Origin of the sequence: Streptomyces sp. NPDC051776, assembly GCF_040681345.1 — a bacterium.
GTDB lineage: Bacteria > Actinomycetota > Actinomycetes > Streptomycetales > Streptomycetaceae > Streptomyces.
Window position 1 is genome coordinate 99,323 of the sequence record NZ_JBFAYQ010000005.1, and the last position, 15,736, is coordinate 115,058.

The 15,736-nt window shown below is 72.5% G+C and carries 9 protein-coding genes; 6 read left to right on the plus strand and 3 right to left on the minus strand.

What is annotated here, in order from left to right; translation table 11 throughout:
- Positions 1-25: 25 nt before the first annotated feature.
- Entirely contained in the window at positions 26-1,966 is a 1,941-nt protein-coding gene (locus AB0M26_RS06510) for a propionyl-CoA synthetase (protein WP_365255460.1), read from the plus strand.
- A 21-nt stretch (positions 1,967-1,987) separates the two neighbouring features.
- Here AB0M26_RS06510 and AB0M26_RS06515 read toward each other — a convergent pair whose 3' ends face one another.
- A complete protein-coding gene (locus AB0M26_RS06515) occupies positions 1,988-2,734 on the minus strand; it encodes a GntR family transcriptional regulator (RefSeq protein WP_365255463.1) in 747 nt (248 codons plus the stop codon).
- Positions 2,735-2,764: 30 nt separating this feature from the next.
- On the minus strand, positions 2,765-4,108 hold the full coding sequence (gene hmgA / locus AB0M26_RS06520; protein WP_365255466.1) for a homogentisate 1,2-dioxygenase: 1,344 nt from the start codon (positions 4,106-4,108) through the stop codon (positions 2,765-2,767).
- Between the two features lie 168 nt (positions 4,109-4,276).
- Between hmgA and AB0M26_RS06525 the strand changes: the two genes are divergently transcribed.
- From AB0M26_RS06525 to AB0M26_RS06540, 4 genes are all read left to right on the plus strand, one after another.
- Positions 4,277-4,861 carry a TetR/AcrR family transcriptional regulator gene (locus AB0M26_RS06525; protein ID WP_365255858.1) on the plus strand — a complete coding sequence of 195 codons (585 nt, stop codon included), beginning with the start codon at positions 4,277-4,279 and terminating at the stop codon, positions 4,859-4,861.
- Positions 4,862-5,361: 500 nt separating this feature from the next.
- Complete coding sequence (locus AB0M26_RS06530) at positions 5,362-7,656, plus strand: molybdopterin oxidoreductase family protein (RefSeq protein ID WP_365255469.1); 2,295 nt, start codon at positions 5,362-5,364, stop codon at positions 7,654-7,656.
- A 401-nt stretch (positions 7,657-8,057) separates the two neighbouring features.
- A complete protein-coding gene (locus AB0M26_RS06535) occupies positions 8,058-9,581 on the plus strand; it encodes a citrate:proton symporter (RefSeq protein WP_365255472.1) in 1,524 nt (507 codons plus the stop codon).
- Between the two features lie 259 nt (positions 9,582-9,840).
- The gene (locus tag AB0M26_RS06540; protein ID WP_365255861.1) at positions 9,841-11,175 is read left to right on the plus strand and encodes an MFS transporter; all 1,335 of its coding nucleotides are present in this window, start codon (positions 9,841-9,843) and stop codon (positions 11,173-11,175) included.
- On the opposite strand, the gene AB0M26_RS06545 is transcribed toward AB0M26_RS06540, so the two are convergent.
- The gene (locus tag AB0M26_RS06545) at positions 11,153-12,100 is read right to left on the minus strand and encodes a cyclase family protein (protein WP_365255475.1); all 948 of its coding nucleotides are present in this window, start codon (positions 12,098-12,100) and stop codon (positions 11,153-11,155) included. The two genes, AB0M26_RS06540 and AB0M26_RS06545, sit on opposite strands and share 23 nt — an antisense overlap.
- 231 nt (positions 12,101-12,331) lie before the next feature.
- Here AB0M26_RS06545 and AB0M26_RS06550 point away from each other — a divergent pair, with 231 nt between their 5' ends.
- Positions 12,332-15,259 (plus strand): FUSC family protein, encoded by a 2,928-nt coding sequence (locus tag AB0M26_RS06550; RefSeq protein WP_365255478.1) that lies wholly within the window; start codon positions 12,332-12,334, stop codon positions 15,257-15,259.
- Positions 15,260-15,736: the final 477 nt, after the last annotated feature.

Genomic DNA, 15,736 nt, shown 5'->3' on the forward strand with positions numbered 1-15,736 from the left:
TGGATCATGGGCCCGGGCCACCGAAGTGGGTCACACTGAGGGAAAGCCGAGGAATCAGGAGCTTGACGTGGCACGTTACGAGGACGCCCACCGCAGCAGTCTGAGTGATCCCGACGGGTTCTGGCTTCGCGCGGCGGAGGCGATCGACTGGGAGCGGGCGCCGACGCGGGCCCTGGACGCCACCCGGCCGCCGTTCTACCGCTGGTTCTCCGACGGACGGCTCAACACCTGCCACAACGCGCTCGACCGGCACATCGATGCGGGGCACGGCGACCGTACGGCGCTGATCCACGACTCGGCCTACACGGGGGAGCGGTGCTCCTTCACCTACGCCGAACTGCGTGACGAGGCGGCCCGGTTCGCCGGGGCGCTGCGCGGTCTGGGCGTCGGCGCCGGCGACCGGGTCGTCATCTACATGCCGATGGTGCCGCAGGCCGTTGTCGCGATGCTCGCCTGCGCACGCCTCGGTGCGATCCACTCCGTCGTCTTCGGCGGATTCGCTCCCAAGGAGCTGGCCGCGCGCATCGACGACGCCGGGCCCAAGGTCGTCCTCTCCGCGTCCTGCGGCATCGAGCCGGGCCGCATCATCGAGTACAAGCCCATCGTGGACGAGGCGCTGGCGCTGGCCGCGCACCGGCCGGACGCCGTCGTCGTCCTGCAGCGCGAACAGTCCCGCGCCGATCTCCGCAAGGACCATGTGCCGTGGGTCGAGCTGGACTGGGACGAGTTGACGGCGGGCGCCGAACCGGCCGACTGCGTGCCGGTGGCCGCGACCGACCCGCTCTACGTCCTCTACACCTCCGGAACGACCGGCCGCCCCAAGGGAGTTGTACGGGACAACGGCGGGCACGCCGTCGCCCTGGCCTGGTCGATGTCGGCGATCTACGACATCGGCCCGGGGGACGTGTGGTGGACGGCCTCGGACGTCGGCTGGGTCGTCGGCCACTCGTACATCGTCTACGCGCCGCTGCTGATCGGTGCGACCACCGTGCTCTACGAGGGCAAGCCCGTCGGCACCCCGGACGCCGGTGCGTTCTGGCGGGTGATCGCCGAGCACGGGGTGAAGGCGCTGTTCACCGCCCCGACCGCCCTGCGGGCCGTGAAGAAGGTCGACCCCGGGGCAGGGCTTCTGGCCGGTCACGACCTGAGCGGGTTCCGCACCCTCTTCCTCGCGGGCGAGCGGCTCGACCCCGAGACCTACCAGTGGGCCACGGACACCCTCGGGGTCCCGGTCGTCGACCACTGGTGGCAGACCGAGACCGGCTGGCCGGTGGCGGCCAACCTTCGCGGCCTGGAGCCGATGCCGATCAAGCCCGGCTCCCCGACGGTGCCCGTCCCCGGCTATGACGTCCGCATCCTCGACGAGACGGGCAAGGAGACGGAGCGCGGCGGCGAAGGCGCGATCTGCATCAAACTGCCGCTGCCGCCCGGCACGCTTCCCACCCTCTGGGGCGACGACCAGCGCTTCGTCGACTCCTACCTGTCGCGCTTCGAGGGTTACTACCTCAGCGGGGACGGCGGATATCTCGACGAGGACGGCTACCTGTTCGTCATGGGGCGCATGGACGACGTGATCAACGTTGCCGGGCACCGACTCTCCACCGGTTCCATGGAGGCCGTGCTCGCCGCCCACCCCGCGGTCGCCGAGTGTGCCGTGATCGGCGTGAAGGACCGGCTCAAGGGCCAGGTGCCGCGCGGCCTGGTCGTGCTCAAGGCGGGAGCCGACATCGGACCGGAGCAACTGCGCGACGAACTCGTCGCGGCCGTCCGGTCCGAGATCGGCCCGGTCGCGGCGTTCAAGGACGTCGACATCGTCGCCGGGCTGCCCAAGACCCGCTCGGGGAAGATCCTGCGGAAGTCCATGCGGTCCATCGCCGAGGGCCGCGAGGAGCCGGTGCCCTCGACGATCGAGGACGCCTCCGTGCTGGACGCCCTGCGGCCGGTGCTGCGCCCCGGAACGGACTGAAGGGCCGGGGCGCGGTCCGCACTACGCGTCGAGGGTGACCGTGAAGGAGAAGCGGTCGCCCCGGTAGTGGATGCGGGCGACGTCGACGACGCGCCCTTCGTCGTCGTACGTCACGCCCGTGTAGTGCAGGATCGGGCTGAGCAGCGGCACTCCGAGCAGCCGCGCCGTCTCCGGGTCGGCCAGCCGTGCTTCGACCGTGTCCGTGATGCGGCTGATCACCACGCCCACGACGTCGCGCAGCACCTTCGTCATCGGCCAGCGGGTCAGCACATCGAGGTCGATGCGCTCGGCGAGTTCGGGAAGCACCACGTTCTCGGCCCAGTTGGTCGGTTCGCCGCTGCTGCCGTCGCAGCGCAGCCGCCGATAGGACATCACCTCCTCCGCGCCCGGGAAGTGCTCCGCGAGCTCCATCGGTACGGGCTCCCTCCCGTGGTCCAGCACGGTGGCGGACTCGCCCGACTGCTGGGCCACGATGGCGTCCACCGAACCCAGCAGCCGTACGGGGGCGCCGGGGCGGGCGGCCGGCTCGATGAACGTGCCGCGCCGCCGGTGGCGGCTGATCAGCCCCTCCGCCTCCAGCTCCTTCAGCGCCTGGCGCATGGTCAGCACGCTCACGCCGTAGTGCTCCGCGAGGCTGCCCTCGGTGGGCAGCCGTAGCGGCGCGTCCGGGCGGCGCCCCAGTATCGAGGCGCGCAGGGACTGCGAGACCTGGTACCAGAGCGGCAGCTTGCGGTTCAGGACGAGCGAGTCGGGGGCGAAGGCGGTCACGGTGGCTCCGCTGGTTCTCGGGCGGCCGTGCTACGGACGGAAGTTCCGCTGCAGACCCTGCCACACGTCGTCGTAGCCCGGCTGGAGATGGCCGGCCGACAGCGCTTGCCCGGTGGCGGTCACCGGCCAGCGGGTCTCGAACATGAACGCCAGGCCGTCGTCGATCTTCTGCGGCTTCAGCTCGGCGGCGCTCGCCGCCTCGAAGGTCTCCCGATCGGGCCCGTGCGCGGACATCATGTTGTGCAGCGAGCCGCCGCCCGGGACGAAGCCCTCGGCCTTGGCGTCGTAGGCGCCTTCGATCAGGCCCATGTACTCGCTCATCACGTTGCGGTGGAAGTACGGCGGCCGGAAGGTGTCCTCGCCGACCAGCCAGCGCGGCGCGAAGACCACGAAGTCCACGCCCGCGAGGCCCGGGGTGTCGGAGGGCGAGGTGAGCACCGTGAAGATCGACGGGTCCGGGTGGTCGTAGCTGATGGTGCCCAGCACATTGAAGCGGTGCAGGTCGTAGACGTACGGCAGATGGTTGCCGTGCCAGGCGACGACGTCGAGCGGTGAGTGGTCGTAGGTGGCCGACCAGAGGTTGCCGCAGAACTTGTTGATCACCTCGACGGGGCCGTCGGTGGCCTCGTACGCGGCGGTGGGCGCGAGGAAGTCGCGCGGGTTCGCCAGGCCGTTGGCGCCGATGGGCCCGAGGTCGGGCAGGGTGAACGGCTGCCCGTAGTTCTCGCAGACATAGCCGCGGGCGGCGGGTGCACCCTCACCCGTGGTGTCGAGCAGTTCGACGCGGAAGCGGACACCGCGAGGGATCAGCGCGATCCGGCCGGGCTCGACGCCCAGCATGCCGAACTCGGTGCGCAGCAGCAGCCCGCCCCGCTCGGGGACGATCAGCAGCTCACCGTCCGCGTCGGAGAAGACCCGGTCGGTCATGGAGCGGTTGGCGGCGTAGAGGTGGACGGCCATGCCGGTGCGCTGCGTCACGTCGCCGTTGCCGCCGAGCGTCCACAGCCCCTCGACGAAGTCGGCCGGGCCGTCCGGCTCGGGCAGGGGGTTCCAGCGCAGCCGGTTGGGGTCGGGCACCGTCTCGTCGAACGGCGCGGAGCGCAGCGCGCCGTTGTCGATACGGCTGAATCGCGGGTGGGCGGACGAGGGGCGGATGCGGTAGAGCCAGGAGCGGCGGTTGTGGTGGCGCGGCTCGGTGAAGGCGCTGCCGCTGAGCTGCTCCGCGTAGAGCCCGAGGGGCGCGCGCTGGGGTGAGTTGCGGCCCACGGGCAGGGCCCCGGGGATCGCCTCGGAGCTGTGCTCATTGCCGAATCCCGAGAGGTATGCCAGCCCTTCGGCCGTCTTCCTCGCCTGCTCGCCGCCCGTGCCGCTCATTGCGTGCTCCCGCCGCTCAACGATTCCTATGTCAGACCATAGGAATCACCGCGAGGGTGCGTCAACGACGCGTCGCGGCATGATGGGGCCGTGCACCCGACCACAGAAGAGCCGACGGATCAGCCGACGGATCACCCGGAAAAGCGGCCCGGCCCGCCCCTGCGGCGCATGCCCGTCCAACGGCGCAGTGCCGACCGCCTCGCCCGCATCCTCGACGCCTGTGCCGAAGTTCTGGATGAGACCGGCTACGAGGATCTCAGTACGCGGGACGTCGCCGTACGAGCGGGCGTGCCCATCGGATCCGTCTACCGCTTCTTCAGCAACAAGCGCGCCATGGCCGATGCGCTGGCGCATCGCAATCTGGACGTCTACATCGCCCGTGTCGCGGACGCGCTGGACGCGGCCGGGACGGTGGACTGGCGGCGCGCGATGGACATCGTCCTCGACGTCTATGTCGGCATGAAGACAGACATGCCGGGCTTTGCGCTGCTCGACTTCAGTGTGCCCGCCCCGGCCGGTCGCCCGCCCGGTGGTGCCAACCCCCTGGTCGCGGAGCGGCTCTGCACCCTCCTGGCCGAACCGCTGGGCAGGAGCGCCGACGACGACGATCTGATGCGGGTGTTCGTGGTGTGCGTCGAGGCCTCCGACGCACTGCTCCAACTGGCGTTCCGCAACGAGCCCTCCGGCGATCCGGAGATCATCGCCGAAACGAAGGAACTGCTGCGCGCCTACCTCGCGCGCGTCCTCGACTGAACCGGTGGGCCGGGCCCCGTGCAGGCCATTCCGTGGGCGCTCGCCGCGGGGCGGGATGCCCGAGCCCCCGCGAGTCCCGTATGCGCTCGTGTGCCGTGTCCCCGCGGGTCCCGTTGCGTTCGTGCCCCGTATCCCCTGCTGCGTGATCCCGGCGTGTGCCGTATCCCCTCGTGGGCCGTGTCCCCGCGCGTCCCGTGTGCCGTCGTGGGCCGTGCCCCGGCGTGTCCCGTGTGGCGTGGTGGGTCGTGCCCCCGCGCGTCCCGTGTGCCCTCGTGGGTCGTGCCCCAGCGAGTTCCGTGCGCCCTCGTGGGTCGTGCCCCCGCGCGTCCCGTCTGTGCTCGTGTGCCGCTTCCCTGCGCATGCCATATCCCTCGTGTCTCGTGGGGCTCCCCGTCATGCCGTCCGGCCACCCGACTGACAAGGATGCCAACCGGTCGGTATGGTCAGGGATGGTGTCCTCGCCACCGCCGTCGCCAGCCGCCGTCCCACCGGGAGGGACCATGTCCGACACCGCCGGCCGCACCGCTCTGCGCATCTGCCCCCTCTGCGAGGCCACCTGCGGTCTCACGCTGACGATCGACGGCGAGGACCGGGTCACCGGCGTCCGCGGCGACCGGGACGATGTCTTCAGCGCAGGGTTCATCTGCCCGAAAGGTGCCGCTTTCGGGCAGCTCGACGGCGACCCGGACCGGCTCACGGGGCCCCTCGTACGCCGTGACGGGCGCCTGGAGGAGGCGAGTTGGGAAGAGGCCTTCGACGCGGTGGCCGCGGCGCTGCGGCCGTTGATCGAGCGTGACGGACCGGACGCGGTCGCGGTCGTCCTCGGCAACCCGAACGTCCACACCATGGCCGGGGCGCTCTATCCGCCGCTGCTGCTTACCGCCCTGCGCACCCGCAACCTCTACACCGCGAGCACCGTCGACCAGATGCCCAAGCACGTCTCCAGCGGACTGCTCTTCGGCGACGCCTTCGCCATCCCCGTACCGGATCTCGACCGTACGGACCATCTGCTGCTGATCGGCGCCAACCCGCTCGACTCCAACGGCAGCCTGTGCACCGCCCCCGACTTCCCCGGCCGCCTCAAGGCGCTGCGCCGCCGCGGCGGCGGTCTCACCGTCATCGACCCGCGCCGCACGCGTACGGCCAGGCTCGCCGACCGGCACGTGGCCGTACGCCCCGGCGCGGACGCCCTGCTCCTCGCCGCCCTCGTCCAGGTCCTCTTCGACGAGGGACTGACCGACCTCGGGGTGCTGGAGGGGCACGTGGACGGGCTGGAGGACGTCCGCGCCCTGATCGCCGCGTTCACACCCGAGGCCGTCGCGGCGGCGTGCGACGTGACGGCGGAGGAGATCCGTACGATCGCCCGGGAGCTGGCCGCGGCCCCGACGGCCGCCGTCTACGGCCGTGTCGGCAGCTCCACCGTCGAATTCGGCACGCTCGCCAACTGGCTGGTGGACGTGCTCAACACGCTCACCGGCAACCTCGACCGGCCCGGCGGCGCCATGTTCCCGCTCGCCGCCACCGCCCGCGCGCCCCGCCCGTCCCCTGGCCTCCGGCATGGGGGACCCAAACCCGGCAAGGGCTTCGCGCTCGGCCGCTGGCACAGCCGGGTCAGTGGGCACCCCGAGGCCAAGGGCGAGTTCCCGCTGTCCGCGCTCGCCGAGGAGATCGACACCCCGGGGGAGGGCCGGGTCCGGGCCGTGATCTCGGTGGCAGCCAATCCCGTGCTCTCTGCACCCGACGGCGACCGCCTCGACCGCGCTCTGAGCGGCCTCGACTTCATGGTCAGCGTCGACCCGTATCTGAACGAGACGTCGCGCCACGCCCACGTCGTGCTGCCACCGCCCAGGCCCGCGCAGGCGGCGCACCACGACTTCGCGTTCAACAACTTCGCCGTCCGCAACCAGGCCCGCTACACCCGAGAGGCGGTCCCGCTGCCCGACGGCCGTCCCGACGAGTGCGAGATCCTCGCCCGCCTGGTGCTGTGCGTGAGCGGTCTGCACGGTTCCGCCGGGCCCGCCGACGTCGACGCGATGGCCATCGACACCCTGCTGGGGAAGGCCGTCGCCGATCCGCACTCTCCCGTCCACGGCAGGGACCCGGGTGAACTGGCCGCGCGCCTGGCCGGCAGGACCGGAGCCGAGCGGCGGCTCGACCTCATGCTGCGCCTCGGACCGTACGGGGACGGGTTCGGCGGCGCGGGAGTGCCCCACGCCGGGAGCCAGGGGAGGGTCGGTCTGAGCCTGGAGACGTTGCTCGCCCACCCCCACGGCGTCGACCTCGGAGCGCTGAAGTCCCGTATCCCTGAGGTCCTGAGGACCCGCAGCGGCAAGGTCGAACTGTGCCCCGCGCCCATCGCGGCCGATGTGCCGAGGCTCCGTGCCGCGCTGGCGGAGCGCCCGTCGGGGCTGCTGCTCGTGGGCCGCCGCCATCTGCGGTCCAACAACAGCTGGATGCACAACGTCCCCGCTCTCAGGGGCGGGAGCAACCGCTGCACGCTGCAGATGCACCCCGACGACGCGGCCCGGCTCGGCCTCGCCGACGGCGGGGCGGCGCGCGTGAAGGGAGACGGCGGCGAACTGCTCGTGCCGGTCGAGGTGACCGACGCCGTACGGACGGGCGTGGTGAGCCTGCCGCACGGCTGGGGGCACGACCGGCCGGGGACGCGCCTCGCGGTCGCGTCCGAGGACGCCGGGGTGAACGTCAACCAGCTCCTGGACGGCACGCGCCTCGATCCCCTGTCGGGCACGGCGGTGCTCAACGGGTTTCCTGTGCAGGTGGCTTCGGCGGGGTGATGCCCGCGCCGGGGTGCGCGCGGAGGGCACCGGTGAGGGCGCGGGCGGGGGCCCGCGCGGAGGGCCCGGGTGCAGTTCGGGCGGGGGCCCGGGTGGTCGGTGTCCGGGTGCAGTTCGGGCGGGTGCCCGGGTGGTCGGTGTCCGGGTGCAGTTCGGGCGGGGGCCCGGGTGGTCGGTGTCCGGGTGCCCGGGCGCTGTGGGGGCGGGTCGCATGGGTGGTCGGTGCGCGGGGGCCCGGGTGCGGGCCCGGGCGGGCGGCGTGCCCACGCACCTTTGTGACCAGGGCTTTTGCGCTTATTGCTCACGCCTTCGGGTCTTGCTGGGGCTGAAACGCGCCGCCTACGGTCGTCCGGACCGCCGAACCCCACGGTGGAGTTCACGGGCGAACGATAGGTGTCCTCATGTTGACGATCCTCGGATTCGTCATGATCGCCGCCTTCCTGGCGCTGATCATGACCAAGAAAATGTCCCCGATGGCGGCGCTGGTGCTCATCCCCGCGCTGTTCTGTGTCCTGGTGGGCCAGGGAGCCCGGCTCGGTGACTACGTACTCAAGGGCATCGGTGACCTGGCGCCCACGGCGGCCATGCTGATGTTCGCCATCGTGTACTTCGGCGTCATGATCGACGTAGGTCTCTTTGACCCGATCGTCCGGGCCATCCTGCGGTTCTGCAAAGCCGACCCGATGCGCGTCGTCGTCGGCACCGCGATCCTCGCGGCCATCGTCTCGCTCGACGGCGACGGTTCCACGACGTTCATGATCACGGTCTCCGCGCTGCTGCCCCTCTACAAGCGGCTGAAGATGAGCCTCGTCGTGATGACCGGCGTGGCGGCCACGGCGAACGGCGTGATGAACACTCTCCCCTGGGGAGGCCCGACCGCGCGCGCCGCCACCGCGCTCAAGCTGGACGCGGGCGACATCTTCGTCCCGATGATCCCCGCCCTCGGCGTCGGCCTGCTCTTCGTCTTCGGCCTCTCTTACGTCCTGGGGCTGCGCGAGCGCAGGCGGCTCGGGGTACTCACCCTGGACGAGGACCGCGAGCCCGGTGACGTCACCGCGGCGGGGCCGGAAGAACGTGCGGCGGAGTCCGAGCAGGTGCTGGTCGGCACGGGCGCCGCGTCCGGTACGGGTCCGGGCGCGGGCCCCGGCGGTCGGCCCTCGAAGAGCCTCGCCGGCTCCGACTCCGGCTCCGGCTCCGGCTCGGGGACGGATGCGGAAGGCGGCGACAGCGGCGACGGCAGGAGTGGCGCGGAAGGCCGGGATGGCGGACCCGCCGGTCGCGAGGCCGCCGTCCTCGACCCCGACCGCCCCACCCTGCGGCCCCGGCTCTACTGGTTCAACGCGGCCCTCACCGCCGCGCTCATCACGCTGCTGGTGCTGCAGACGCTGCCGATCCCGGTGCTCTTCCTGCTGGGCGCCGCCATCGCCCTGACGGTCAACTTCCCCCACATGCCCGACCAGAAGGCCCGTATCGCGGCACACGCCGACAACGTCCTCAACGTCTCCGGGATGGTCTTCGCGGCCGCGGTCTTCACCGGCGTCCTCACCGGCACGGGCATGGTCGAGCACATGGCACGGGCGGTCGTCGACGCGGTCCCCGAGGGAATGGGCCCGCACATGGGGCTTGTCACCGGCGTGTTGAGCATCCCCTTCACCTACTTCATGTCGAACGACGGCTTCTACTTCGGCATCGTGCCGATCCTCGCCGAGGCCGGAGCCGCGCACGGCGTCGCACCGGTCGAGATCGCACGGGCCTCGCTCATCGGCCAGGCCCTGCACATGTCGAGCCCGCTCGTCCCGGCCGTCTACGTGCTGGTCGGCATGGCCGGGGTGGAGTTCGGCGACCACACGAGGTTTACGGTGAAGTGGGCCGCGCTCACGTCGCTGGTGGTGCTCGCGGCGGGCATCCTCTTCGGCATCATCTGACCGGGCCGGGGACGGCGACGACGAGACGTCGACCGGAAAGGGCGCCGGGAACGGCGTAGGGAAGAGCGCAGGAAAGAGCGCAGGGAAGAGCGACCGTCAACGGCGCCCGGCAGGGCGTCGCGATCCGGCGGCGGAAGGGCGCCGGAGACGGACGCAGAGCAGCGACCGGAAACACGTGACCGTGACGCACACAGGGCCAGGCAGGGGCTGGCTGATCCGCCTGGTCATCGCCTTCGCCTTCGCGCAAGGGGCGGTGTCCATGGCGCGGCCCGCCGTCTCCTACCGGGCCCTTGCCCTGGGCGCCGACGCCCGCGCCGTCGGAGTCATCGCGGCCGTGTACGCGCTGCTGCCGCTGTTCGCCGCGGTGCCCCTGGGGCGCCGTACGGATCACGGCCGGTGCGCGCCGCTGCTGCCCGCCGGCGTGGTGCTCATCGCCGCGGGATGCGCACTGAGCGGACTGGCCACCTCGCTCGTGGCGATGGCGGCATGGAGCGGAGTGATGGGGCTGGGCCATCTGGCGTTCGTGATCGGCGCGCAGAGCATCGTGGCCCGGCAGAGCGCACCCGCTGAACAGGACCGCAACTTCGGCCACTTCACCATCGGCGCCTCCCTCGGCCAGCTCGTCGGCCCCATCGCGGCAGGGCTCCTGGTCTCCGGCCACGACGGGGCGCTCGCCCGTACGAGCGCGGCGGCCCTGCTCGTCTCGGGCGCCGTCGCCGCCTTCTCATTCACCGCGCTCTGGCGCATCGAGCGGCGCGACGCCCTGCACGAACGGGCGATGGCCGCGGACACCCGGCGGGTGCCGGTGCACCGGATCCTGCGCACGCGGGGCGTCCCGGCCGGGATGTTCTCCAGCCTCGCCGTCCTGTCGGCCACCGACGTCCTCACCGCGTACCTCCCCGTCGTCGGCGAACACCGGGGCATCGCACCCACCACGATCGGGGTGCTGCTGAGTCTGCGGGCCTCGGCGACCATCGCTTGCCGGCTCGTGATGACGCCCATGATCCGGCTGCTGGGACGTACGGTGCTGCTGGTCGTGAGCTGCCTGGCCGCGGCGCTGCTGTGCGCCGCAATCACCGTGCCGCTGCCCGCGTGGGCACTGGGCGTGATGCTGGCGGCGCTGGGCTTCTGCCTGGGTGTGGGGCAGCCGTTGTCGATGACCACGGTGGTACAGGCGGCGCCGGAGGAGGCGCGCAGCACCGCGCTCGCGCTGCGGCTGACGGGCAACCGCCTCGGCCAGGTCGCCGCGCCCGCAACGGCCGGTCTGGTGGCTGGAGTTGCGGGAACGGCCGCACCGTTCGGCATGCTGGGGGCACTGCTCCTCGCCGCGGCGGGGACTGCGGTACGGCCGCTGCGCCGCCCCCAGCCGCGGGGAGCGGGGCGTGCGGCAGCGGGCACGGGAGAACGGGGGGCCGGGCATCCGGAAGGCTGCCCGCGGGAGTCCGGGCATCCGGAGGGTGAGCGGGGAGAGCGGACTGGGTACGAGAGCCGGGGCGCCGCCGCACAGTGCGAGCGGGGCGCCGCCGCAGAGAGTCGGCGGGGCGCAGCCGCGGAGAGTCCGCGGGACACAGCTACAGAATCGCGATGGGGTTGACCGGGGAACCGGTGCCCCCCGGCAGCCGCAGCGGGGCTACGAGACAGAAGAACGACCAGCGCCGCTCCTCCTCGCAGAGCGGGATCAGGTCCTCGAACTGCAGGTAGTCCAGCAGGTGCACACCCAGCGCATGCACGGCCAGCACGTGCACCGGATAGCCGACGTCCCGGACCAGGCCCGGCGCCACATCGCTGTTGCTGTCGCTGCCCAGTACGGCGACCCGGCGCTCGGCCACGAACTCCGCGGCGCCGGGGTGCAGCCCGGCGCGGGTGCCTGCCCAGGGGCCCAGCTCGCTACGGCGCTTGCGGTGCCCGGTCCGCACCAGGAGGATGTCGCCGCGCCCGACCCGTACGCCCTGGGCCTCCTCGGCGGCGGCGAGTTCGTCCGCGGTCACATGGTCGCCCGGCTCCAGCCACGGGACGCCCCGCAGCCGCGGGATGTCGAGCAGGACGCCACGCCCCGCGATACCGTCGCGGGCCGTCTCGACCGTCAGCTCCTGGGCGCCGTCCTCGGTGACGGTGGCCGCGGGCACACCGCCGTGCAGCGTGCCGTCGTAGATCACGTGGCAGAGCGCGTCGAGATGGCTATCGGCGTCGCCGTGCACGTTCAAGGCGAAACGGTCGCGGGCGAAGGCCAGGCCGCGACCCGTGTCCTGCGAGGCCCAGGCGGTCATCTCGTGGCGGCAGGGGTCCGGGTCGTCGGGCCCCGGCCGGGTCTCCATAGGTGCTGCGAGCGTCACGGTCCGCCCCATCCGTACCTCGGCGGCAGCGGCGAGGACCTCGACCCGGCCGATGTACGCCAGAGCGCCGCGCGGTCCGTCCGCTCCTTGCCGGGCCGCCCGCTGCCGAAGCGACGCGAACAGCGCGTCGAAGCCCCCCGCGCTCGAGGCGGCGGGTCCGTCGGCAGGCGTCGCGTGAGCAGTCACCGCGGCGTCGGGGGCGGGTGAACAGTCATGGCGGTTTCAGCGTCGCACGGAGTCGCCGAACACGCTCGGCCGCGTGAGCGGGCCGGGGCGACGCGCACACCGTCCGCTCGTGCGGCGCCGCGGACCGACGCTGCGGGGCCGCCCGGCCTGCTGCTCTCGGCGGCACCGCGCGGGTCGCGGCACGGCGTGCGAGTCTGGTTCTGTGCCCCGGCGGTCATGGGGGGTGACCTGATGCCCGGCGGGATCCGCCTGCCGCGTCTGCGCGGCCCGGTTCTGCCGTCGTTCCGGCGTGCGCTTCGGATCACGATCGCGGCCAGCACCGCGTTCTCCCTGTGCCGTCACGCCATCGGCAACGACGTCATGGCGATCTACGCGATCTTCGGCGTGATCGCTCTCGGTGGCCTCTCCCAGATCCCCGGGCCGTCCCTGCGCCGCGCGCGGACCCTGGTCGTCGCCCTCCCCGCCGTCTATGCGCTGGTCGCGGTTGGGACGCTGCTCGCGGTGAACGCATGGGCCGCGGCGGCCGGCATGTTCGCCGTCGGATTCCTCGTCACGTTCTCCGGCGTGGGAGGCCCTCGTTTCATCGGCATGGCCGCAGGGCTGCAGCTCTTCTACATGCTGGCCTGCTTTCCGCCGTACGAGCCCGGAACGCTGGACTCGCGCCTGGTCGGCGTCACCGTCGGCATCGGATTGCTGATCGCGGCCGAGCTGCTGCTGTGGCCGGATCCACCGCCCATCCCGTACGAACGACGCCTGGCCGAGGCCGCGGGCGCGGTGGCGGCGTACGTGGATCTTGTGGCGGGCCGGCTCGCCGGGGTGCCCGCCGAGGACCAAGAGCGCGGCCCGCGCGCCGTGCCCGGCACGGACGACCGGGATCGGTACCGGGGGGCGCACGAGCCACCCGGCGGGCAGGCACAGCAAGGGCGGCAAGTACAGCAAGAGCGGCAGGCACAGCCGGCGGGGGAAGCGAACCAGGGACAGCGGGGCCGGCAGGAACTGAGCCGCCCAGACGGGCTGCGGGGTGCCGAGGCCGCGGCGCGGCGCGGCACGGAAGCGATCCGGCCCTCCCGGCTGCCGCAGCCCGAGCGGCCGGTGTCGCCCAGCGCCAAGGACCGGGCGCTGAGCCAGGCCGGCGCGGCCACTCGGTTCGTCTTCGAGCAGGTGCAGGGCATCGCTGCCGCGGAGGCTGCGCGCCCGGTGCCGTTCCCCGGAGCCGCCGAGCTGCTGCGCGAGACGGCCCGGACCATCCGCGCGTCGGGGCGCGCCCTGGTCCGCCGCGGTGCCGTGCCGCCGGATCTCGACCACTTGATCTCCTGCATCAATGGGTTTCAGACGGCTCGAGCCACGCGTGACTCGGCCGAGGCGAACCTGGCGGCCTGTACGCAGACGGGCTCCCCGGCAGCTGCCCCCGCCGAAGCTGCTTACGGGGGTGCCGCTCCCGCCGAAGCCGACCGTGGAGGCGCCAGTCCCGCCGAAGCCGCTCACGGGGGTGCCGCTCCGGCCCAAGCCGACCGTGGAGGCGCCCCTCCTGGTGAACCCGACCGTGGAGGCGCCGCTTCTGCCGAAGCCGCTCACGGGGGTGCCGCTCCCGCCGAAGCCGCCGGTGAGGGTGCCGCCCTCCCCGAAGCAACCCAGGGAGGAGACGGCCACGGCGGGCCCGGAGCCGCCGCGCAACACACCGACAGCATCGGCCTCGCCGTCGCCGACCCCGGCACCGAGCGGCTCCGCCGGGGCGCCATGGCCCTCCAGACGGCCGAGGGCGTCCGCCTTCTCGCGACGGGTGTACGGATCGCGGTCGGAGCACCCGTACCGTCCGACCCCACGCCGCGGGGAGAGCGGCCGGGCCCCTTCTGGTTCGCGTACGCCCCCGTCCCCGCCCTGTGGTGGCGGCGTGTCCGGGCGAGCCTCACCCCGCGCTCGGTGTCCTTCCAGAACGCGGTGCGGGTCGCAGTCGCCCTGGCACTGGCCCGGTTGATCGCCGGGCAGCTCGATCTGGCCCACGGGTTCTGGGTCCTGCTCGCCACCCTGAGCCTGATGCGCACGTCTGCCGCCGATACCCGGACCAATTTGCGGCCTGCCTTCAAGGGCACCCTCGCCGGGGCGGTGGCCAGCGGGCTCATCCTCTACCTCGTCGGGGAGAGTCCGGCGTTCTACGAGGCGGCGATGCCCGTGGCCCTGCTGGTCGCCTTCACACTCGGCCCGGTCCTCGGCCTGGCGTGGATGCAGGGCCTGTTCACGCTGGCGATCGCCACGATCTTCACGCAACTTGCCACCGCCTCCTGGCAGTTGGCCGAGGCGCGGTTCATCGACATCGTGACCGGCGGAGTGATCGGCGCCGTCATCGGCCTGCTCGCCTGGCCCCGGGGCGGCGCGGGCGAGTTGAGACGCGCGGCGGCGGCCTTCCTGCCCGCGGCCGCGACGGCAGCCCGCGAGACCGTGGCCGTACTCACCGGCACGGGCCACCCCGAAGGGGCCCTGCCGCGGGCGCGGCGGGCGATGTTCCTCGCCGACGCGGCCTACGCCCAGTACCAGTCGGAGCGGCCCGACCCGCGCATGCACGCGGTGGACTGGCAGACGGCGATGGTCGCCGGCTACCGCATGGTGTGGGGCGGGCAGTCGCTGCTGTTGAGCTGCCCGCCCAACTGCCTCGCGCCGTGGCCCCGCCCGGCCACGGAACTCCAGCAGGCCGCGGACCGTCTGCGCTCGGCGTACGACGACTTGGCCGACCGTCTCCGCGCGGGTACGGAGCCGAACGGGCACAGCCCCGGCCGGGACACGAGGGACGGGACGGAGGAAGAGGAGGCGAGGGACGGGACGGAGCCGGAGGAGGCGAGGGACGCGATGGGGGTAGGGGAGGCGAGGGACGCGACGGGGGTAGGGGAGGCGAGGGACACCAGGGACGCGATGGAGGAAAAGGAGGCAGAGGAGCCGAGGGACGCGAAGGAGCCGACGCAAGAAGGCGATCCTTCGGGCACGGACCTGACGGACACGGTCGCTCTCTTGACCGATCCCTGGCACGACATCGCGGCGGCCATCCCCTCCGCGCAGGGTCGGTTGTTCGCCGCGGACATCGAGGTCTGGCTGACCGCGCTCGCCCAAGACCTCGACCGGATAGAGTCGCCGGCCACCAACAGCACCACACCTCTGCCCCGTCCGTGACACACAGCCCTTGCGCCGGACGTCACGGCGCCCTCGGCTCGCAGTCGCCCCGACGGCCCCCCTGCTGCTTGTCGCCCCCGCCCTCGGGGCCCGCCCCCGAAGCCACAGCCACCCGCGTCCGGCCCCGAGGACCGGAACTCCCAGCCGAACAGGGCACCGTAGAAGCCGGCGGCCGCCTCGGTGCCGGGAGTCGTGAGGTTGATCCACATCGCTGCGCCGGGGTCATGGCCGGTCGTCAGCATGCCGGTGCTCCTTCGCCGTCGTGATCCGTCCGACCGGTCCGTATCGTGGAACCGCTCGCGCTCCGTGCTCGCGCCCCCTTCCTGCCGTCCGGGCCGGTCATTGTCGATGTGACGTGTGGTGCCGAGCATGGCAGCGGGCACTGACAATCGAGGCGGCGTGACGGGCCCCACGCGATCCGCCCTGGCGGTAAAAAACTACCGCCGCTAGTTTAGTCGCGCGTGCCGAGAACACCCA

Coding starts and splice junctions, on each gene's coding strand:
- AB0M26_RS06535 (WP_365255472.1), top strand. CDS start 8,058: ATGTTGACGATCCTCGGATTCGTCATGATCGCCGCCTTCCTGGCGCTG.
- AB0M26_RS06550 (WP_365255478.1), top strand. CDS start 12,332: ATGCCCGGCGGGATCCGCCTGCCGCGTCTGCGCGGCCCGGTTCTGCCG.
- AB0M26_RS06525 (WP_365255858.1), top strand. CDS start 4,277: ATGCCCGTCCAACGGCGCAGTGCCGACCGCCTCGCCCGCATCCTCGAC.
- AB0M26_RS06540 (WP_365255861.1), top strand. CDS start 9,841: ATGGCGCGGCCCGCCGTCTCCTACCGGGCCCTTGCCCTGGGCGCCGAC.
- AB0M26_RS06530 (WP_365255469.1), top strand. CDS start 5,362: ATGTCCGACACCGCCGGCCGCACCGCTCTGCGCATCTGCCCCCTCTGC.
- hmgA (WP_365255466.1), bottom strand. CDS start 4,108: ATGAGCGGCACGGGCGGCGAGCAGGCGAGGAAGACGGCCGAAGGGCTG.